At 52.2% G+C, this 19,834-nt stretch carries 14 protein-coding genes; 10 read left to right on the forward strand and 4 right to left on the reverse strand.

Annotated features, from left to right (window positions below; all coding sequences use genetic code 11):
- Positions 1-46 precede the first annotated feature (46 nt).
- A complete protein-coding gene (locus BM123_RS15550) occupies positions 47-892 on the reverse strand; it encodes an AraC family transcriptional regulator (RefSeq protein ID WP_090170164.1) in 846 nt (281 codons plus the stop codon).
- A 166-nt stretch (positions 893-1,058) separates the two neighbouring features.
- Here BM123_RS15550 and BM123_RS15555 point away from each other — a divergent pair, with 166 nt between their 5' ends.
- The 5 genes from BM123_RS15555 (at position 1,059) to BM123_RS15575 (ending at position 8,682) form a co-directional block, all read left to right on the forward strand.
- Positions 1,059-3,659 (forward strand): TonB-dependent receptor, encoded by a 2,601-nt coding sequence (locus BM123_RS15555; RefSeq protein WP_217642173.1) that lies wholly within the window; start codon positions 1,059-1,061, stop codon positions 3,657-3,659.
- A gap of 119 nt (positions 3,660-3,778) precedes the next feature.
- Positions 3,779-5,089, forward strand: a complete 1,311-nt coding sequence (locus BM123_RS15560; RefSeq protein ID WP_090170166.1) for an MGH1-like glycoside hydrolase domain-containing protein — start codon at positions 3,779-3,781, stop codon at positions 5,087-5,089.
- 4 nt (positions 5,090-5,093) lie between these two features.
- Entirely contained in the window at positions 5,094-6,659 is a 1,566-nt protein-coding gene (locus BM123_RS15565) for a sodium:solute symporter family transporter (RefSeq protein ID WP_090170168.1), read from the forward strand.
- Positions 6,656-7,582 (forward strand): ROK family protein, encoded by a 927-nt coding sequence (locus tag BM123_RS15570; protein ID WP_090170170.1) that lies wholly within the window; start codon positions 6,656-6,658, stop codon positions 7,580-7,582. The genes BM123_RS15565 and BM123_RS15570 overlap by 4 nt, the downstream gene beginning before the upstream one ends.
- Positions 7,579-8,682: a glycerate kinase gene (locus BM123_RS15575; RefSeq protein ID WP_090170173.1), complete on the forward strand. Its 1,104-nt coding sequence runs from the start codon at positions 7,579-7,581 to the stop codon at positions 8,680-8,682. The genes BM123_RS15570 and BM123_RS15575 overlap by 4 nt, the downstream gene beginning before the upstream one ends.
- A gap of 204 nt (positions 8,683-8,886) precedes the next feature.
- Here BM123_RS15575 and treS read toward each other — a convergent pair whose 3' ends face one another.
- Positions 8,887-12,192 carry a maltose alpha-D-glucosyltransferase gene (gene treS / locus BM123_RS15580; protein ID WP_090170175.1) on the reverse strand — a complete coding sequence of 1,102 codons (3,306 nt, stop codon included), beginning with the start codon at positions 12,190-12,192 and terminating at the stop codon, positions 8,887-8,889.
- A 322-nt stretch (positions 12,193-12,514) separates the two neighbouring features.
- Complete coding sequence (gene ribA / locus BM123_RS15585; RefSeq protein ID WP_090170177.1) at positions 12,515-13,150, reverse strand: GTP cyclohydrolase II; 636 nt, start codon at positions 13,148-13,150, stop codon at positions 12,515-12,517.
- A 216-nt stretch (positions 13,151-13,366) separates the two neighbouring features.
- Here ribA and BM123_RS15590 point away from each other — a divergent pair, with 216 nt between their 5' ends.
- Positions 13,367-13,912 (forward strand): DUF192 domain-containing protein, encoded by a 546-nt coding sequence (locus BM123_RS15590; protein ID WP_090170178.1) that lies wholly within the window; start codon positions 13,367-13,369, stop codon positions 13,910-13,912.
- 75 nt (positions 13,913-13,987) lie between these two features.
- On the opposite strand, the gene BM123_RS15595 is transcribed toward BM123_RS15590, so the two are convergent.
- The gene (locus BM123_RS15595) at positions 13,988-16,423 is read right to left on the reverse strand and encodes a zinc-dependent metalloprotease (protein ID WP_090170180.1); all 2,436 of its coding nucleotides are present in this window, start codon (positions 16,421-16,423) and stop codon (positions 13,988-13,990) included.
- A 238-nt stretch (positions 16,424-16,661) separates the two neighbouring features.
- Between BM123_RS15595 and BM123_RS15600 the strand changes: the two genes are divergently transcribed.
- The 4 genes from BM123_RS15600 to BM123_RS15615 all read left to right on the forward strand — a co-directional run bounded on the left by BM123_RS15600 (position 16,662) and on the right by BM123_RS15615 (position 19,760).
- Entirely contained in the window at positions 16,662-17,099 is a 438-nt protein-coding gene (locus BM123_RS15600; RefSeq protein WP_090170182.1) for a hypothetical protein, read from the forward strand.
- Between the two features lie 69 nt (positions 17,100-17,168).
- Complete coding sequence (locus tag BM123_RS15605; RefSeq protein WP_090170184.1) at positions 17,169-17,855, forward strand: rhomboid family intramembrane serine protease; 687 nt, start codon at positions 17,169-17,171, stop codon at positions 17,853-17,855.
- Between the two features lie 102 nt (positions 17,856-17,957).
- Positions 17,958-18,989, forward strand: a complete 1,032-nt coding sequence (gene thiL, locus BM123_RS15610; RefSeq protein ID WP_090170186.1) for a thiamine-phosphate kinase — start codon at positions 17,958-17,960, stop codon at positions 18,987-18,989.
- Between the two features lie 144 nt (positions 18,990-19,133).
- Positions 19,134-19,760 (forward strand): hypothetical protein, encoded by a 627-nt coding sequence (locus BM123_RS15615; protein WP_090170188.1) that lies wholly within the window; start codon positions 19,134-19,136, stop codon positions 19,758-19,760.
- The last annotated feature ends 74 nt before the right edge of the window (positions 19,761-19,834 follow it).

Genomic DNA, 19,834 nt, shown 5'->3' on the forward strand with positions numbered 1-19,834 from the left:
GTGAACGCTTAATAACCGCAGCGTGGGGAACAATTGATGCCTGTCATCATTTATAGCGTTTTCTAAATCCATCCGGGGTAAGGGTCATCAGCTGTTTGAACTTTCGGTTGAAATAGGAGATGTTATTGAACCCACTCTCAAAGCAAATCTCCGTGATGGACTTGTCCGTTGACATCAACAACTTGCCGGCGTGGTTGATCCGAAACTCGTTGATGATCTGCGTATAGGTCTTCTTGGTATGCTTTTTTATGAATTTGTAAAAGGCTGCTTCACTAATGTTCAATTGTGCAGCCATTTCGGGGATCGAGACTTCTTCACGGAAGTTTTCCATCACATGGTCATACACCACTTTTATTCGTCCCAGGTCCTCTACGTTGAGATCCATGGCGTATTCCAGTGAACAGATGGAACTTACTTCTTCTGATTCGGCAAGTAACTGTAGCAATTCCAGTAAGTAGCGCAGCTTAGTCATGCCCTCGTGCTTCAGTATTTCCCGCAGGAGCTTACTACTCTTCTTTTGGGTGTTGCCATGAAAAGACAAGCCCTGCCCGGCCCGCTGAAACAAGGTCCGGATTGGACGCGTCTCCGGGGTGTTCAGGAAGTCCCTGCCAAGAAAATTTTCCGTCATCTGGACTACGATTTGACTACAGTACACATCCGTCGTGAAACCATGTGGCAGGTTAGTTCCCATCATTACCAGGTCGCCGACCTGGTAGTCGGCTATCTGATTGCCTACGAACCGCCGGCCTGAAGACTTCAGGGTGAAACAGATTTCCAGCTCCGGATGATAGTGCCAGGCCTGACTTAGTAGCGGTCGGCTTGATCGATTGACCACCTTTGCCGTAAAAGACCGTTCTGCCGGCTCGATAATCTTTTCGTATTCGGGCTTCATGAATACAATAATAGCAAGTATAGAGCACTATTGAACTAAAAAGTATAGAATAGTGTCAGTCGAGGTGAGTATGCTGTCATAAAATCGCTGTATTGCAACATAATTTTGCCATTGTACGACTGCCATACTATTCGGGCAGTATTTCAGATTATTGCAAACTATTATTGTGAAAAACTACTACCAAAACATACGCCAGGCATTTGTGCTGGTTCTTTTTCTCGCCGTTTCCGGGGGGATGCTTTTCGCCCAGGGTACGCTTTCCGGCAAAGTTACTGACACAAAAGGTGAAGGCTTAATTGGCGCCAGTATTCTTATCAAGAGTACCTCTTCCGGTACCGTTACGGACTTTGATGGCAATTACACGGTCTCGGTTCCTGCCGGAGATCAAATGATTGTCATCTCCTATACCGGCTACGCTACTCAGGAAATGACACTTTCGGTGCGAAACGGCCAATCCTACACAGAGAACATTATTCTGAATGCGGATAACCTTCAACTGGATGAAGTGGTAGTGACCGGTAGTTTTACCGGCCGTACCCAGAAGGCGTCTCCAATGTCCATTACGTTGATCGGAACGGAACAACTACAACGCCTAAGTAGTAATTCTCAGGCTGACATCCTCCGGACGGTGCCAGGTATTACCGCCGAGGGTGGGGGAGGAGAAGTGGCTTCCAACGTCTTCGTTCGTGGTTTGCCTTCGGGAGGACAGTACCAGTTTACGCCCCTTCAGGTGGATGGGCTTCCGGTGCTTAGTACTTTCGGCCTGAACTCTTCGGCGCATGATGTGTATTTCCGCAACGACATCGGTATTCGAAACCTTGAGTTTACCCGGGGTGGTTCTTCCACCCTGTTCGGTGCGGGCAGTGTAGCGGGTATTATTAACTATTCCAGCATCACCGGTACGGCGACGCCAAAGAATACCGTGCAGCTTGAATGGGCGGAAGGCGGCCGTGCTAAGGTTGATGTACTTTCTTCCGGCCCATTGGCCGAGAACCTGTTCTACGCTGTTTCCGGCTTCTACCGCTACGACGAAGGGCCACTGGAGACGGGGCTCCCTACGCGTGGCCACCAGGTGCGCGCTAATATCAAGAAGCTGTTTAACGAAGGCAATAGCTCCTTTACCGTCTTCGCACAGTCCATTAATGACAATGTGCAGTTCTACCTTCCTTACCCATTGGCTAACGACAGCGGTCAGCGCGAGCGACCCATCGGTAACGACGGCGAAACGGTATTTACTACCCTGACTGACCAGGCTACGGATTTCTCCTTCGATACACCAAACGGCCGTTTTAACTCACCCATCGAGAACGGTGTCTCTACCAGCGGAGGTTACCTGATGGCGGAACTTAAGCACAGCTTTGATAATGACGTTCGGCTGAGCGTCAAGGCTAAATCCGCAAAATATGACCACAACTTCAACCTCTTTCTTGACGGGGATGGTGTGCGTAACGTACCTGAATCTGCTTCCGTATACCTGAATAACCGGGATTTGCCCGATAACGGCACTTTCACTTATGTTGATGACGGCACGACCCTTGGTGCTAACGACCTCCTTTTCGAGAACCGCATCCTTGATCGTGCCCGACCAATGGAAGAAACAGTGGGCGAAATTCAGCTGAGTAAGACTTCCGGAGATCACACCTTCAGCGTCGGCACCTTCCTCTCTGACACTCGTGCTGAAGACAATAACTGGATCCTTAATTTTCTGGGTGATTTTAGTAATTCACCTCGCGTGGTTAATCTGACTTATGACGATAACGGTGAAATGGTTAACTACAGCACGGGTGGTTTCATCAGTGGTCGGCAGACTTCCAACAACGTTCTCCGCAGCACTAAAGTGGCCTTCTTCGCTGGTGATCAGTATCAGGGGGAGCGCTTCAGCTTTGATGTAGGCCTGCGTTGGGAAAAAGCTTTTGGCGACATTTCCAAGGAGACCGGTGTAGGCAGTAATACCTTTAACAAGGGCAAGGTGAGCGCCAGCGACGTAGCCGTAGCTGTAGCCGGCCTGTACAAAGTAAATCCCGCGCTAAACGTCTACGCCAATGCTTCCCGTGGCTACTTCTTCCCCGAACTGCGGGGAGTGGGTTTCTCTTCGCCAGGTCAGACGCTTTCTTATGAGACCGAATCCATCATTCAGGGTGAACTGGGCATGAAGTATGGTAAGGACAAATTTGCCGCTACCGCCGCACTCTTCCTGGTTAACCTCAATGATCGCCGTAACATAGATTTCGTTAACGACCCCAATAACCCTGGTAGCGTCATTGAGCAGGTCCGTGTGCAGAGTACGCGCACCTTTGGTCTGGAGACAAGCCTCAACTACGCGGTGAGCGAAGCATTCAGCCTCTACGGTAACCTGACCCTGCAGAGCCACGAGTTTACTAAGGTGGAAGGCAACGATGAGCAGGTGGGCAATAAGCTCCGTCGCCAACCCAACGTCATGGGCCTGGTGGGTGGCATGTATGATAATGGAACTATTGACGCAAGTGCTTCCGCCAATTTTCTGGGTAAGAAATTTGCCAACGACGCCAACACCGTCGAGCTGGATGGATATAATATTGTTCGCCTGGACGGTGGCTATACCTTCGACCTTGGCAAGAAGCAATCTCTGCGCCTCGGCCTCTCTGTCTTTAACCTGCTGGATTCTGCAGGGGTAACAGAAGGTTCTCCCCGTCAGGCAGATGCTCAGGCAGGTGGTGTGAGTGCGTTTTTTGTCGGTCGGCCCATACTGCCCCGCCGAATCTTCATCCGCGCTGCTTTCAATTTCTAAAAAACTCAGGCCCTTAGCCTAATTGGTTTTCCGGGGAAAACCATACAGGTTTAATTTATTACCAGTGACTTTGAGGGGAGGCCTTTAAGTCTCCCCCTCCTTTCAGTATTAACACAAATATGTCTACAGAACAACTGATCGCCAATTCCATAGCTGTACTGAACGCCAATTGGCGGGATGGATTCACCGTCCCCTCTGGCCAGCTTTACCCTTTTCAGTGGAATTGGGATTCTGGATTTACAAGCATCGGAACCTGCTTATTTGACCTCGGCCGCGCTCTGCTGGAGATGGAAACACTCTTTACCGGGCAGTGGGACAATGGCCTGGTTCCCCACATTATTTTCCATTCCGAAAAGGAAACTACCTATTTTCCTAACTTCGATTTTTGGGAAACTACCGTAAACGCCGGTGCTCCGCAAAAGCCCAAAACATCTGGTATTACCCAACCTGCTGTTCATGGTTTTGTGCTGCAGCACTTGCTTAACCGCTTTCCCAATGAGGAAAAGGTGAAGGCCTGGGTTCAGCGTTTATTTCCCAAGGTTGTGGCCTATCATCGCTTCCTCTATACCTACCGCGACCCCCATCATGAGGGGCTCATGTTTATGTTTCACCCCTGGGAATCCGGACGGGATAACTCTCCATTATGGGACGAGTCCATGGATCGTATCGTAATTGATAAAGCTACCTTACCCGCTTACACGCGACGTGATACCAAGATCGCTGCAGCCGACGAACGACCGACGGCTGATCAATATGACCGCTACGTATACCTCCTCGAACTAGGGAAAAAGCACCAATACGACGGCCCCGGCATTGCTGAAGAAAGTCCCTTTCTCGTTCAGGACACCATGATGAACGCCATCCTGATAAAGTCCAATGCCAGCCTGATTCGCATCGGTGAACAGTTCGGATTTGACGTTGGAGAATTGAAAGAGTGGCAGGCCCAATCGATACCTGCCTATCAACGTAAATTCTGGAATGAAGATCTGCAAACGTTTACGGGGTATGACCTTCGTGGTGAAAAACAGATCATTGGGAAGGAAATTGGGGCGTTGGTGTCTCTGACCGCTGGCATCGCTGATGAGAAGCAGGCTACAGCGCTGAAAACTTATCTCCAGCAATTGCACGACCGTGGCTTCTACTTATGCCCCAGCTTTGACGTAGACAGCCCCCGCTTCGATTCCAAGCGCTACTGGCGCGGGCCCATTTGGCCGCACATGAATTGGCTGGTTCACCAGGGACTGCAGAATTATGGCTTCAACGATCTGGCTGATATTGTCCGCGCTGATGCAATTCACCTGATCCGTGAGCATGGTTTCTATGAATACTTCGAATCGAATAAAGCACAAGCCGCATCTTTAACCCAGGGTTACGGCGGAGACCAATTTTCCTGGACTTCAGCCGTCCTCCTCGATTTTTTAGACGCCTGAACTTATGAATTATTTTGACTATGCCATTATTGCCATTTATCTCTTGGTCTTTCTCTGGCTGGGGAGGAGGTTTAGCGAGAATTCCTCCGGGGAAGACTACTTTCTGGGTGGGAAATCCTTTGGCTGGGCGGCATTGTCCATCAGTACGGCTGCTACTCAGTTATCGGCCATCAGTTTCGTCTCTGCCCCTGCTTTCGTAGGGTTAAAGGAAGGTGGCGGAATGATCTGGCTGACCTATGAGTTTGCCGTCCCGATCGCGATGCTCTTTCTGATGGCTTTTCTGATTCCGCCACTTTTCAACGCTAAGATCGTAAGCGTTTACGGCTACCTTGAGAAGCGTTTCGGTCGCTCTACCCGCGTCTTGCTCAGTGGTGTGTTCCAGATTAGCCGGGCTTTTGCCACCAGCGTAATGATTTACGCTATCGCTTTGATTCTAACCAGTGTAATGGCCATTCCCATGTGGCAGACTATCCTGGGTATCGGGGCTGTTACATTGGTGTATTCCCTGCAGGGAGGTATGAAGGCCGTTGTTTACGGGGACGTAATTCAGATGATCGTTCTCACCGTAGGTATCGTTATCTGTCTCGGCTTTGGAATCTACTACCTTGGTGGCTGGGGAGAGTTCGTCACCAAAGTCGACCCTGCCCGCCTGAAAGCGGTAGACTTCGGTAATATGGGCCTGCAAAAGGGGGATGAGTTTGGCTTCTGGCCCATGCTCATCGGTGGTTTTTTTCTCTACGCCTCCTATTACGGTACGGATCAGAGCCAGGCACAACGCCTGTTTTCTGCCGGGAGCAAAGACGTCCTGAACAAGACGCTGCTCTGTAATGGTTTGATGCGGTTTCCAATCACTCTCACCTACTGCCTTATGGGGCTGGTCATTGGCACCTTGATTATTCAGGATCCTGCCTTCCGCGCCGCTGTTCCAATCGAGAAGCCCGACCTTATGGTGCCGGTTTTTATCCGTGATTATTTGCCACATGGTATCATTGGCTTATTGATGGTGGCTATCTTCTCGGCGGCGATGTCTTCACTCAGTTCCGCAATTAATTCTCTCAGTGCAGCGACGGTAGAAGATTTTTTTCACTCCAGAAAGGCGCTAAGCAATAAAGAGTATATGTCCTACTCCAAGCGCGCTGCGCTATTCTGGGGAGTGGTATGTATTGTTTTGGCTTTTTTTACCGGTGATATTGCCAAAACGGTTATTGAAGCTATCAATAAAATCGGTTCCGTTTTTTACGGACCCATTCTGGCGACTTTCATCGCCGCCATTGGCTTCAAGCGTATTCACGGACGAGCCATTAATCTTGGTATTCTCGCCGGTGTATTGGTCAATGTTTATCTCTGGCTGTGGGTGCCGGCGGTCTTCTGGTTCTGGTGGAACGCCGTCGGGGCAGTTGTCACTCTTCTGGTGGGCTCTCTGGCGAGTTATGTTATTGCCCGGAAGGCAGCTGAGGAAACCTTCATTGAGCCAACCTACGAGGTCGACTGGTCAAAGGCAGGGGGGCTACTCGGCTTTTTTCTCTTAATCGTTTTGTTCAGCATTTACTTCCCTAATCTGTTGGCATGAGAGGAGATATAGTCGCGGTAGACATCGGTGGCAGCCACATCAGCTCCTTACTGGTTAACGAAGGAGCAAATGGTTACGAGCGGTGCAGTCCGCTGTTTACGAATAAGGTAGACGGCGGAGCTTCCCGGGAGAGGATACTGTCCGAATGGCGGGAACACCTTAACAATACCATCGCCCGTTCGGCAAACTTTTCCGGCCGGATTGCCGTCGCTATGCCGGGGCCTTTTGATTATGAGCGGGGTGTTGGGCTGTTCTCGTCTGGCGGAAAGTTTTCCCGCTTGCAGGGCACCAGCCTTCGGGAAGCTTTTGTGGGCGCTGCCGCAGGTGCAATGAGGGATGGAAGGAGCAAAGACAGAACGGTAAATTTTGCTAATGATGCCGCTTGCTTCGGTCTGGGCGCAAGCAAAAAGATTGACCCGGACAGACAACAGAGCGCTATCGCTATTACGCTCGGGACGGGCGTCGGCTCGGCTTTCATCCGTCATGGCAGCCTGGTCACCTCCGGCCCCGGAATCCCGCCCGGGGGGGAGGTCTACGCCCAACCATTCCATGACGCTTCAGCCGACGATTATTTCAGCACCCGCTGGTTTGTCCGCTCCGCCGAAGAAGAATACGGCCTGGTGGTGGCAGGGGTTAAGGAACTTCTGGAAACAGCTGATCCGAAGGCCCTGGCGGCAATCTTTTCCACCTTTAACCATAATCTGCATCAGCTCCTGCAGCCACTCTTTACCGCTTTTCAACCGGATAACCTTCTGATTGGTGGCAACATTGCCCGGGCCTGGCCGTACTTCGCTCCGGAGTTAGAGGCCTGGCTCGCCCCCCGTTCTATCCGGCTTCACCAGGCGCTCGACGGGGAAAGTTCTGCCTGCCTCGGTGCTGCGATGGCCTGCTTCCCATTACCCGATAAAACCGGCCAACGATGAACATCCTCATTGCCCCCGACAAATTCAAGGGCTCCCTCAGCGCCCACGAAGTATGCGTGGCTATCGCAGCGGGTCTGCGGACGAACTATCCGGATGCTGATATTCGTTCCGCACCATTGGCGGACGGTGGTGACGGCACCCTTGCTGTTCTCAACCAATATTTGCACCTGCGTCCGCGCCTGATTCAAACCTGCGATCCGTTTGGCCGGGCACTGGAGGCCGTTTACCTGGAAAATGATGATGCGGCTTTCATCGAAGTCGCCGCCGCCAGCGGGCTGGTGCTGCTCAGCCCGGCAGAAAGAAACCCGTTGCTGACCAGTACTTTCGGTACGGGGGTGCAGTTGCGGGATGCACTGGTAAGAGGTAAAAAAAATATCTCTCTCCTGCTCGGCGGAAGCGCTACTAATGACCTCGGTCTGGGGATCGCCGAAGCACTGGATTTTACCTTTTTCGATGGCCGCGGCAAGCAAATCCGGCCCACCGGGAAGAACCTGGCGGATATCCGGCGGATTAAACTGCCCGACTACCGGCCGTGGGAAGACACCGAAATTACTCTCCTGTGCGACGTTGACAACCTCCTCTGCGGCCCCTCCGGAGCCGCCCGGATGTATGCTGCCCAGAAAGGTGCTGATGAGGCAGCCATTGAACAGTTGGAGCGCGGTGCAAGCCACGTCGCGAGTTTAATTGAAGCTATGACCAACCAGTCCGTCCTTGATCTGCCCGGCGCCGGTGCAGCCGGCGGTATTGGTGCAGGTTTGGTGGGCTTACTCGGCGCTAAAATGACTCCTGGTTTTGACCTCATCGCAGAACAAACCCAACTGGATGAAAAGATCAAGTGGGCAGATGTCGTGATCAGTGGTGAAGGGCAACTGGATGAGCAGTCGTTACGTGGAAAAGTCGTGGGGGGCATCCTGAATCGTTGCGCGCAGACAGGGACGGACTGTTACCTTTTTGCTGGTCGCTCAACGCTGAGGGCCGGGGCTTTGGCGGGCTCCGTATCCGTATTCGAAATCATGGAAATCGCACCAGGCGTTGAAGCTGCGATGAAGGACGCAAGGGAATACCTGACGAAGTTATCCCAAAAATTAGTTATCCATTAAAATCCCCTTCTGGTGAAGGGGATTACCACTTGTCAAACGGCAAGGCAGGAGCGGCTTCTCTACGTGTCAGCCACGGAGAATGAGGGGATCCATCGTCTGAAGACGAAGGTCTCCGGCAGTGCTTAAAAGGGCAGGGTAAGAACCGGAACCCTTTTCAGGATTATATTTTACTCCTGGCAACATGGAGAGGAATTGCTCAGTCGCTTAGTCCTCTGTATCATCCAACAGTTCCAATAGCCCCCTAAGCGGTATGATGGCCTGAGCTGGCCGGTAATAAAGGTCGTAGCGAAGTTCCTGCATGGCTTTTTCGATGCGGAAGACATCGAGTAGCACTTCCAGGTCATTCTCGTCTTCCGGTAGTAGCCGCGTGCCGTCGGCAGCTTTGCGGTAAGCAGTAAGGAACTCAGCGGAGAGGTAACGGTGGGCCGTGCGCAGCCAGTCTTCCAGGTGGTCGGCTGTTTCCTGCCGGCAACTTGAAGCCAGGTCTTCGAAGACGAGGCCGGCAGCGTAGCTGATGCTCCGCATCAGGTTAGCGAGATCCTTGGCCGGGCTACGACGAAGGCTGCGCTGGCTGAAGGTCCGGTCGGGGTCTCCGTCAAAATTCTGGATGATGAAGTTATCATCGCTCATCGCCACTTGCTCCAGCGTGAAGTCTCCGTGTATGCGGATCTTGTCGGACTCGATTTTATGGTCGAATATCCGCTTGAGCTTAGTGTGGATGATGGGTTCTTTTTCGATGATTACCTCCCCGATAGCGATGGCGTCATCTTCCAGCTCTGACATACTTTTTTTGAGCAGATCAATCGTACTGCGGACATCTCCTTTCAGGCCTGCATAAACACTACGCTGATAATGTAAAGAGAGCGGCTCGGGGGCGAAGTTTTTCTCTTCTTTAAGGCCATGCATGATGCTGTGGAAAGCGGCGATGGTCCGGCCAAGATCCGCCAGCTTAGTGATGAAGAGAGCTCCCAGAATTTGCTGAATCGTGGCGGGCATGTCACTGTACACTACTTCATCCGTGACGGAGATTTCCTCCGGCTTGGCGGTGGGGGAATCCCGCTGCGGCTGCCGCAGCCGCGTCAGCACATCCTCACCGAAACGATGCAGGTTGCTGCGCACGTAGTCCCAGGCGAGGCCTTCGCTACTGATGCGGTCTTCGAAAATGGCCAGAGTGGCGTTCACACCCTTTTTAGGGGCAAAGTGAAGGCTGCCAATCACCGTTGGGGCATTGGCGTAGGCAAATCGGTTAAGTGCCTGCTTCACCTGCAGGTCAGGGACGTTGTTCATATGGACCCTGCGGTAAAATTTGACGTTGTAGTCCTTGCTCTGTAACAGCTGGTATTCCGTTCCGCTATGAGCAGGCTTAAGTTCCTGTGGGCTGGCGGCGACCATTCTGTCATAACCGATAAACTTCATACCGTCTACTTCTCCAAAGTCCTGGAAGCCGTTGGCCATTGCGAGGCGGAATTCATCATCCGCCAGCGCATCAATCATCACGAGTTCGCCATACTTGCTGGTGGAAATCCGGCAGATAGCCTCTTCTCGTCTTCCATAGTCTATCTCTTCCCGGTAGAGGTCAAAAGCGAGAGGTAACTGAATCATGTCCGGCAGCCCCTCTAAATAGTTTGCTTCCATGAACACCCAGCCATAGTGCCGCCCTTTGACTTCTTGAATCCACTGGTCAACGACACTTATACCTTCCAGCTGTCCGGCCCGATTGCCCATCCAACTGGTAGACTTCAGATAAGCGGGTAAGATTTTTTTCTCAAGTTCCCGGAGATTGTTGCGGCTAAAGAGTGTTGTTAGCCCTTCTGATTTCAGGCTGCTGTTGCTGAGGTCCCGTTGATCAGTAGCACTGGCGCCGAGGGCTTCCAGCTGTAGCCAGTAGTAACCATGCCCCCCAAGCGTAACCGGGTAGGGCTCCCGGGAAATGTCATTGAAATGGGTTTGCCCGAAAACCTCGCGCACCCGTCGACCTTCAAACTCATTCAAGTTAAGATCAACGGACTGCGGATGGCGACTAAGGTTAATAACAACAACGACCTGCTCTTCTTCATATTCCCGGATGAAGGCAAGTACGCGGCCATTGTCTGGTTTTAGCCACTGGATAGTTCCCCGGCCAAAAACACGGAAACTTTTCCGCTTGGCCAACAGGCGCTTCGTCCAGTTGAGCAAACTGTTGGGCGTTTGCTCCTGCCGACGGACATTAACCCAACGGTAACTGTACTCTGAATCCCGGATGACGGGCAGGTAAAGGCTGTGTGGGTTGGCCATGCTGAAGCCGGCATTTTCTTGATTGTTCCATTGCATGGGTGTACGGACACCGTCACGATCTTTCAGGTAGTAGTTATCTCCCATTCCGATTTCGTCTCCGTAGTAAAGAACCGGCGTGCCGGGCAGGCTCATGAGCAGCACGTTGAGCAGCTCAATCTTATTGCGGTCATTGTCCATCAGCGGCGCCAGCCGGCGGCGAATGCCAACGTTGATGCGGGCCATCGGGTCGGCTGCGTAGGTGCTGTTCATAAAGTCCCGTTCCTCTTCCGTTACCATTTCCAGCGTGAGCTCGTCGTGATTCCTCAGGAAGGTGGCCCACTGGCAATTTTCCGGTATTTCGGGCGTCTGCTCAAAAATATCCGTGATCGGGTGGCGGTCTTCCAGCTTCACACTCATATAAAGCCTTGGCATGAGGGGGAAGTGGTAATTCATGTGGCATTCGTCGCCATCACCAAAATAGCTGGCACTGTCTTCCGGCCACATATTCGCTTCGGCCAGGAAGAGCACATTTTCGTAGTTGTCATCTACGTGCTTACGTAGCTTTTTCAGGTACTCATGGGTTTCGGGTAAATTCTCACCATTGGTGCCTTCCCGCTCGAAGAGGTAGGGGATGGCATCAAGGCGGAAGCCATCGATACCCATATTCATCCAGTAATCGAGAATTTCGATGATTTCCCGCTGCACGTCCGGGCTGTCGTAGTTCAGGTCCGGCTGGTGGCTGAAGAAACGGTGCCAGTAGTATTGGTTGGCAACGGGGTCCCAGGTCCAGTTGCTCGTTTCGGTGTCGGTGAAAATGATACGGACATCGGGCCACTTTTCGTCGCTGTCGGACCAAACGTAGTAGTCCCGTTCCTTGCTGCCAATCGGCGCGTTGCGGGCGCGCTGAAACCAAGGGTGCTGATCGGAAGTGTGGTTGATGACCAGCTCGGTGATCACCTGCAGCCCGCGGGCGTGGGCGGCGTCGAGAAAACGCTTGAAATCATCCACGTCGCCGTAGGCTTCGGAGACTTTGTAGTAATCCTGAATGTCATAACCGTCGTCCCGCAGGGGGCTGGGGTAAAAGGGGAGTAGCCAGATGGCGGTAACACCCAGCTCTTCCAGGTAATCGAGCTTTTTCTCAAGACCGGCAAAGTCGCCGACACCACTGCCATTACTATCAAAAAAAGCTTTGATGTTCAGTTCGTAAATGATGGCGTCTTTATACCATAATGGTTCTCTGCGGTAGGTCGTACTCATGTGCGCTGGGTGATTTTGACCCCGTAAAAACGCATACTTGGAGCAGATGTGCAAGGTTGGAGGGAAAAGAATTATTTGAGGGGCCCAAAAGGTGGCGCAAACGCAGGTGCAAAGGTGGGCTTCAACGGCCAGGTGAAGGATGGAAGGTGGCTGGTTCTGCCTTTAGGAGACCTTACTGTAAGGGAGGGAAGCTATGTCTCCGGTCAGGGTCTTGCTCCGCTAACTTTCCCTGCACCTGCGGTGAGCGCCCTGATAAACGGTACTGCTGGTGTAAGTCTGCGGCTGAAAACAAGGCTAAGCAGCTTTGTTCAGAGAGGTCCTGCTACAATTTCAACCAGTGCCCCATGCTTGCTTCCTTAGTGTGCAGGTAGCCCTTGTTCTCCTTGCTGGGGTCAATGATGATGGGCAGGCGGCGCACCACCTTCACTTTTCCCTCCGTGAAGGAGTCCACTTTTTCCGGATTATTCGTCAGCAGTTGAATCTGGCTTACACCCAGGTCTTCAAGAATTCCCTGAGCCACCTCGTAGTGTCGGGCATCGATTTCGAAGCCCAGGTGAAGGTTGGCCTGGATGGTGTCCAGACCCTGATCCTGTAACTGATAAGCCTTCAGCTTGTTGATAATACCGATGCCCCGACCTTCCTGCCGCAGGTAAATAACCATGCCCTTACCCGAAGCGGCGATGCGCATGGCCCGGTTGAGTTGCTCGCCGCAGTCGCAGCGCTTGGAACCAAAAAGATCTCCCGTGATGCACTCGGAGTGGATACGCACAATAACCTCCGAGGTGGGGTCCATGTCAGGATGTACCAGGGCGATGTGCGGAGAGTAAGCCTCGGGGTCGTCAGAATAAGCAATCATCCTAAACTGCCCGAAGGGCGTAGGGATGAGCGCCTCGGCCCGCCGTGTAGCGGCGGAGGCAGTGGTGGAGGGAAGCAGGATGGGGTCGCCTTGTTCGACCATAAAGGTTGCCGGTTGCGGGTTGCCGGATGCCCGAGAGCAGCGGCGATAAAAGAAGTTGGGTCATACGGAGCGATCAGGCAGTAACAGCTCGAAGAGCTTCGTAACACCGCACCAACTTAGGTTGGTAGATGTTGAACCCATACACCGCAATAAACACCCCAGCTGCCAAGCGGTTGTAACAAGACTATATTTGCTGTCGAATTTAATGCTAACCCAATGCCAAGAAAAGCCCCCACGCAGAAACGGCCCCACGCGGCTGCCGGCTATCAGCCCAAGAAAAAATCTAACATTAAGCGCTATCTCATCATCGGGCTTTTGAGCCTTGCGTTGATCTCTTTTATCCTCATGAGTATTCCTAAAAGTCCTGCTTACACGGGTCCCCAATTTACGGACGATGGCGACCTGGCCATCTACCGAGACGGTGCTACTGAATCCATCGTGCAGCTCAACATTGAGCTGGCGGATGACGAGGAGAGCCGGGTCAAAGGCTTAATGTACCGCCAGGAGATGGACGAGGATCAGGCTATGCTCTTCATCATGGAAGCCAACGAGCCCCAGTCGTTCTGGATGCTCAACACTTACATTCCGCTGGATATAATTTACATTGGAGAAGACAAAAAGATCGTCAGTATTCAACGAAATACTACGCCCAAAAGCACCGACCCCGTTCCCAGCGGAGCCCCCGCAAAATATGTACTGGAGGTAAACGCTGGCTACGCAGAACGACATGGACTGCAGGTGGGGGATAGGTTGGAATGGTAAGTTGGTCTTTTGGTTCTTCGGGCTACCATATTACCGCCCGTAATAGCGGAAGCCCAAAGAACCAAAAGACTAATGTTACTTCCCGTCGATCATCGCCTCCAGGCCATTCAGCGCCAGCTTAATCCGCTGGGCGAGTTCCTGCTTGTGGCCCATCACGAGGTCCTGGGTGCCAAGAGGAGTTTTCAGGCTGCTGCCGACACGAACTTCTTTGGCGGTGTTGATGGCCAGGATATTAGTGAGCGTTGCCCGCGCTGCAGCACGGACATCTGCGGAAACCGACTCGTTTTTCAGCACGGCGGCAAGGCCATCAACGTAGTTGGACTGCAGGGTGCGACCGATGGCAGAGTTGGTGTTAGCGTCAGTGAAAACACCGCTGCGGGTCTGATTCATCAGATCCATGAGGCCGTAGGCAGAATCGTCCATGGCGTGTTGCTCGGCCAAACGGTCCAGGCGGCTGGTCCGCATGAGCGTACTTAAAGCACCGGCCTGCAGACGTTCAATTTTGGCACTAACGCCGCTGGCGGAGATGCGACTGAGGATGTCTTCGTCCAGCAACCATTCCGGCGTAGTGAAGATTTGCCGGTTGACGAAATCTACGGCTGCGCGCTGTTTTTTCGCGTCCACTACTTTGTAAACGGGCTTATTCTCGTCAGCCGAGCGCTGCCATTCGATGACGCCACCTACGTTGTTGGCCACGTGGCCGGTGTAGCGACGTAGCTGGCCGATGACGTTGTCGTAAACATTTTCCAGGTCATCGAAGTACTTGCCGTCTTCTGCCATCCATTCGGTTAGGTTCGGGACGATTCGTTTCAGGTTTTTAATACCCAGGTCGGAGGCCATCACGGCATCATCGCTCAGGTCTTCTGTTTGTGCACTCGGGTCGTGGCCGGCGCGACTCTGCGCACCAAATCGATAGACGGGGTCGTCAGCTTTAGCCTTTACCATAGCGTTGAGGGCGGGCCGCTCAGATTCAGTTGTTTCACCGGGCATGGGCTTGTAGCCGTACTCGATGGAGTGGTAGTCATAAGGGCCAATGCCGGGGTGAATGTCTGCGTTGTCTTCCGGCTGGGCAACGTAGTTAAAGCGGGCGTAGTCCATAATGCTGGGCGCCGTACCGTTCTTGGCCACAAAACCAGGGGTGCGTAGTTGCTTAACGGTGTAAGCAGAAGAGCTACCCATATTGTGAGGCAAGCCAAGGGTGTGGCCGACCTCGTGAGCGGAGACGAAACGGATGAGCTCCCCCATCACTTCCTTCTTGAACTTCGGCGTCCGGGCTTCGGGGTTAACGGCAGCCGTCTGAATCATGTACCAGTTGCGGAGCAGCTTCATCACGTTGTGGTACCAGATGATGTCGGACTCGAGAATCTCGCCGGTACGGGGATCGTGTACGTGCGGGCCCATGGCGTTCTGGATATCAGTAGTGACGTAGCGGATAACGCTGTAGCGAACGTCTTCCGGGCTCCAGTCGGGGTCCTCCTCTTTAGTGGGCGCACGCTTACTCATAATGGCATTCTTCAGGCCGATCTTTTCGAAGACTTTGGCCCAGTCATCAACGCCCTGAGCGATGTAGGGGGCCCAGTCTTCCGGCGTAGCGGGATCGATGTAGTAGACGATGGGCTTCTTTACGTCAACAAGTTCGCCACGCTTCCAGGCTTCCATGTCAACGGGCTCCAGGCGCCAGCGGGTGATGAAGCGCTGGGTTTCGGCGCGTTGGGCGTCGAGGCCGTAGTTCGTCTGTTGGATGCTGAAGTAGGCCACCCGGGGGTCGTAGACCCGGGGCTGCATGGGTTCGGCGGGCAGCAGGATGAAGCTTTGGTTCATCTCGATGGACATGGTGCCGGTCACTTGATTGTCGGGCAGTTTGCCGCCGGTATAGGTAAGGATGTGGCGAATCTCTACGTTACTGGGAAATGCCTTGGTGGACATGACCATGCTCCGTTTTTTATCAAGCCCCTTAATGGCAAAAGCTTTTCGCTGCCCATCGCTCATCGCACCGAACATCGGGATATCTGATGTGAAGAGACTTGTCACGTCAACCACAAGACTGAGGCTGTCTTTGCCATAGATTTTTACGTCGTAGGCGCCAATGATGGGTTCGAAGTTGTTGTTCTTGACGGATTGGTAAACGGGCAGGTTTTCGTCCGCTACGCTGTTGTAGCTTACGCTGCGGAGCAGTAGTTTTTTTCCCTTTTGCTGCCAGCGAACAACCTGCTGAGGCCGGCTACGGGTGCCGGCACCGCCGAAGTTAAGTCCCTTCACAAAGCCACTGATGCGGCTAACGACAAGGATTTCATCTTCGAGCAAGCTCATGGGTATTTCGAAGTAAGTCTTGTCCTCTTTAGTGATGACGTCGAAGAGGCCATTGGCTACTTCCGCGTCTTTCAACAGCTCAACGTAAGGGTCCTTCTTTTCCTCTTTTTCTTCTTTCTTTTCGTCTTCTTTCTTCTCTTCCTGAGCAAAGATGGTGGTGGTGAAGGCCAGTAAGGCCAATAGGTATAGTAGTCGTCTCATGATATGGCTAATGGTTAAAGAATCGGAAAAGTAATCGTTTTATGGTGAAGAATGTTTGGTGGGACGGTCCGGATGTCGGATAAAACGGAATTAGTCTGATTTTTGTCGGGGCTTAACGTGAGGTGGGCGTGCGGACACTTCGGCGGGGTCAGGCGCGGCCGCAGGTGCAGGGTTAGGGGTATAAGGGCAGAATGAGTTATACATTGTCCCTACCTTGTCGTTCATAAAACGATCAACCATGTTTATGCGTCTTGCCGCCATCCTCTGTGTATTACTGGCTTTCTCCTGTACAAAGAAGGTAGCCGAGGTTGCCGTTGGCGGCGGGCCAATGACGACGACGACCTACGGAGAGCAGGCCGAGGTAATGGTTGGCAGCGGGTTAGTAGTGACGAAAACGCCTTCTGCTTTTACCTTTATGGAAGTTCTTTCCGATAGCCGTTGCCCGAAGGGTGTCGACTGCATTCGCGCCGGAGAAGCCATCGTCCGGGTTGTTCTCGCTGATGGCAGCGAGCAAAACGTGAAAATCAATGCTGACGGTAAAAACCGGGCATCTTTTGCGGTGCCGGATGGCTCAGTAGAGATATTGGGGCTGGAGCCTTACCCGGAAGCACGGGTGAAGATTAACCCGGCGGGTTACCGGCTTAAGGTCCGGATCACCAAAGCCGCCGTACAGTAAATTTCGTTTCGTCTGGCCGGCAGGCCGGATTTTCCCCGTTGTCAGTATCGACAACACCACCCAAAGCATATGTTTTTTCCCATCGGAGATGATCAGGTCCACCAGGGCCACAAGCCTTATTTCGCTTACGGTTTTATTGCACTTAACGTGCTCATCTTTATCTATCAGGCGACGCTGGATGCCGGCTCCTTCAACGAGTTCGTGTATACCTACGGTTGTATTCCTGATGAAATTGAAAACGGGCAGGATTATTACACCCTCCTGACCTCCACTTTTCTACACGGCAGCTGGATGCACCTGATCGGGAACATGCTCTACATGTGGATATTTGCGGACAATATTGAAGCATCGATCGGGAATGCGCCCTTCGCCGTTTTTTACCTTCTGGGGGGGCTGGCCGCCGGACTGTGCCATATTTACTTTAACCCCGGCAGTACCATCCCCGCCGTAGGCGCCAGTGGCGCGCTCTCTGCCGTGATGGGGGCGTACATCGTCAAGTTTCCCAAGTCAAATATCAAAGGCTATTTCGTCTTTTTCAGGGTTAATGTGCCCGCTTTCGTATTTCTGGGCTTCTGGTTCTTTCAGCAATCGCAATCCGGTTACGCCAGTCTGGGCGATACCAGCGGAGGAATTGCCTGGTGGGCGCACATCGGTGGCTTCGTCTTTGGGGTGCTCTGTGGCTTTTTATTCCGGACCTGGTATGGTGTGCCCGAGCTGAAAGTGGGATCAGGCGGGCGAAAAGGTCCTTTTGCCTAAACTGAACCACCCGCCCTCCGGCGGGTTTCCATGCAGGCTCTTGCCCCGTAACCTTACATTGCACCTGCGGCCCCGCGCCCCTTTATCGCTTAAATCGAACTTATGTCCTCCCGTACCGACGTCAATACCCTCGGAGAATTCGGCCTGATTAGTCATCTGACGGCCAGCTTCAAAAACCGCCAGCCAAGTACCGTGCTGGGCGTTGGTGACGATGCCGCCATCATTGCCACTGGCGGCGACGAGCAGCTCGTGGTCAGCACTGACATGCTTGTGGAAGGTATTCACTTTGACCTGGGCTACACCCCGCTGAAACACCTCGGTTATAAAGCCGTGGCCGTTAATGTGTCCGATATCTGTGCGATGAACGCCCGCCCGCAGCAAATTACGGTCAGCATTGCGATTTCCAACCGCTTTAGTGTGGAGACGCTGGACGAACTCTACGCCGGTATAAAGGCTGCCTGTGAAACCTACGGCGTTGACCTGGTGGGCGGTGATACCACGAGCTCCAATAAAGGGCTGATCATTTCCATCACGGCCATTGGCCGGGCACCAGCCAGCCGGATTACCCGTCGCTCCGGTGCAAAGATGGGCGACCTCATCTGCATCACCGGTCACCTCGGCAGCGCTTATCTCGGTCTGCAGTTACTGGAACGGGAAAAGCAAGTCTACCTCGCTAACCCCGATATGCAGCCGGAAATGAAGCCCGAGAATAAGGAGCTCTACGCCGCCATCCTCCGTCCCGAAGCCCGGACGGATATGATCGATCTCTTCGCCAAGAACGATATCGTCCCAACCTCCATGATCGATATCTCCGATGGCCTGGCCAGCGAGCTTATGCATATCTGTAAGGCCAGTAAGGTTGGTGCGATTATCGAAGAGGGCAACGTGCCCATCAAGCAGGAAGCCCAGCTACAGGCCCTCGAATTCAACCTCGACCCCATCACCTGTGCCCTCTCCGGCGGCGAAGACTACGAACTCCTCTTTACCATCGACCCGAAGGACGTGGAGAAAGTCCGTTTCCTGCCAAATATCTATATCTCCGGAGAGATCGTCGGGAAGGATGACGGTATTACGCTGCATACTACCGGTGGGAATATTCATGAGGTTAAGGCGCAGGGGTGGAATCATTTTTAAAAAAAAAACGATTTTTAAATAAAAAGAGATTAATTATTACATAATTAATCTCTTTTCGCGTTTATAGGAATAGTTGACAGCATAAGCGGTGTTTATTAAATAGCACATGTTGTATATTCTTTTTCACCTAAACACATTAACAAAATGAAGAATTCATTTCACTTTTTCGTCGTTATTATTTGTCTTTCCTTTTTTGTTTCATCTTGTAAACAGGAATCATTAGGATTTGAAGCTAAGGTTCAATACGAAATCGACTCTGATCTAGAAGAAATTATTTCGGATAGTAAGATGGCTATAAGTTTAATCAACCAAATAACCCCCGAAGTTGCTACTGAAGTTCAATTACTCGTTGAGCAAAAAATCAGTAATAACGAGGATATCAATTTTGATGACATTCTCATTAATGGTTATGGGTTTCCTGAAAATTATCATAAATTTTTCCCCAAATTTCATACCTATAATGACCGACAACAGGCAGCAATGCTTGAAATACTAAACAGCGAGCCAGGAACCAGCGAAATAGAAATATATTTTGCTTCGCGATTTGGGGAAAGTAAATCTTGGTGGGGTGGAGATAATGACGGTAAAATATGTGGTGGTTGGCGGCCGATCCGGATAATTGTAAGTATGACTACTACAACGATAGCATGTGCAGCATGTTTTGAAGCCCCTCCGGCCTGTTTAGGCTGTGCCATGGGAGTAGCAGACACAGTTAATCGGATTCGCTCATTTGCAGCAGATGGCTGTTTAAGAGCGTGTCTAAAATTATGATTTCTTCGATATAAAGGCTGTCAGTCGTATTTTGTAAGTCGCCAAACTATACAGAATATGACCAAGCAGTGGGC

Source organism: Neolewinella agarilytica (assembly GCF_900110645.1).
Classification (GTDB): domain Bacteria; phylum Bacteroidota; class Bacteroidia; order Chitinophagales; family Saprospiraceae; genus Neolewinella; species Neolewinella agarilytica.

What these genes read in the sequence shown, in the direction of transcription:
- ribA (WP_090170177.1), bottom strand. Translation starts at nt 13,150, where the DNA reads ATGGTCGAACAAGGCGACCCCATCCTGCTTCCCTCCACCACTGCCTCC.
- BM123_RS15550 (WP_090170164.1), bottom strand. Translation starts at nt 892, where the DNA reads ATGAAGCCCGAATACGAAAAGATTATCGAGCCGGCAGAACGGTCTTTT.
- BM123_RS15570 (WP_090170170.1), top strand. Translation starts at nt 6,656, where the DNA reads ATGAGAGGAGATATAGTCGCGGTAGACATCGGTGGCAGCCACATCAGC.
- BM123_RS15605 (WP_090170184.1), top strand. Translation starts at nt 17,169, where the DNA reads ATGTTTTTTCCCATCGGAGATGATCAGGTCCACCAGGGCCACAAGCCT.
- BM123_RS15575 (WP_090170173.1), top strand. Translation starts at nt 7,579, where the DNA reads ATGAACATCCTCATTGCCCCCGACAAATTCAAGGGCTCCCTCAGCGCC.
- treS (WP_090170175.1), bottom strand. Translation starts at nt 12,192, where the DNA reads ATGAGTACGACCTACCGCAGAGAACCATTATGGTATAAAGACGCCATC.
- BM123_RS15600 (WP_090170182.1), top strand. Translation starts at nt 16,662, where the DNA reads ATGTTTATGCGTCTTGCCGCCATCCTCTGTGTATTACTGGCTTTCTCC.
- BM123_RS15615 (WP_090170188.1), top strand. Translation starts at nt 19,134, where the DNA reads ATGAAGAATTCATTTCACTTTTTCGTCGTTATTATTTGTCTTTCCTTT.
- thiL (WP_090170186.1), top strand. Translation starts at nt 17,958, where the DNA reads ATGTCCTCCCGTACCGACGTCAATACCCTCGGAGAATTCGGCCTGATT.
- BM123_RS15590 (WP_090170178.1), top strand. Translation starts at nt 13,367, where the DNA reads ATGCCAAGAAAAGCCCCCACGCAGAAACGGCCCCACGCGGCTGCCGGC.
- BM123_RS15565 (WP_090170168.1), top strand. Translation starts at nt 5,094, where the DNA reads ATGAATTATTTTGACTATGCCATTATTGCCATTTATCTCTTGGTCTTT.
- BM123_RS15560 (WP_090170166.1), top strand. Translation starts at nt 3,779, where the DNA reads ATGTCTACAGAACAACTGATCGCCAATTCCATAGCTGTACTGAACGCC.
- BM123_RS15595 (WP_090170180.1), bottom strand. Translation starts at nt 16,423, where the DNA reads ATGAGACGACTACTATACCTATTGGCCTTACTGGCCTTCACCACCACC.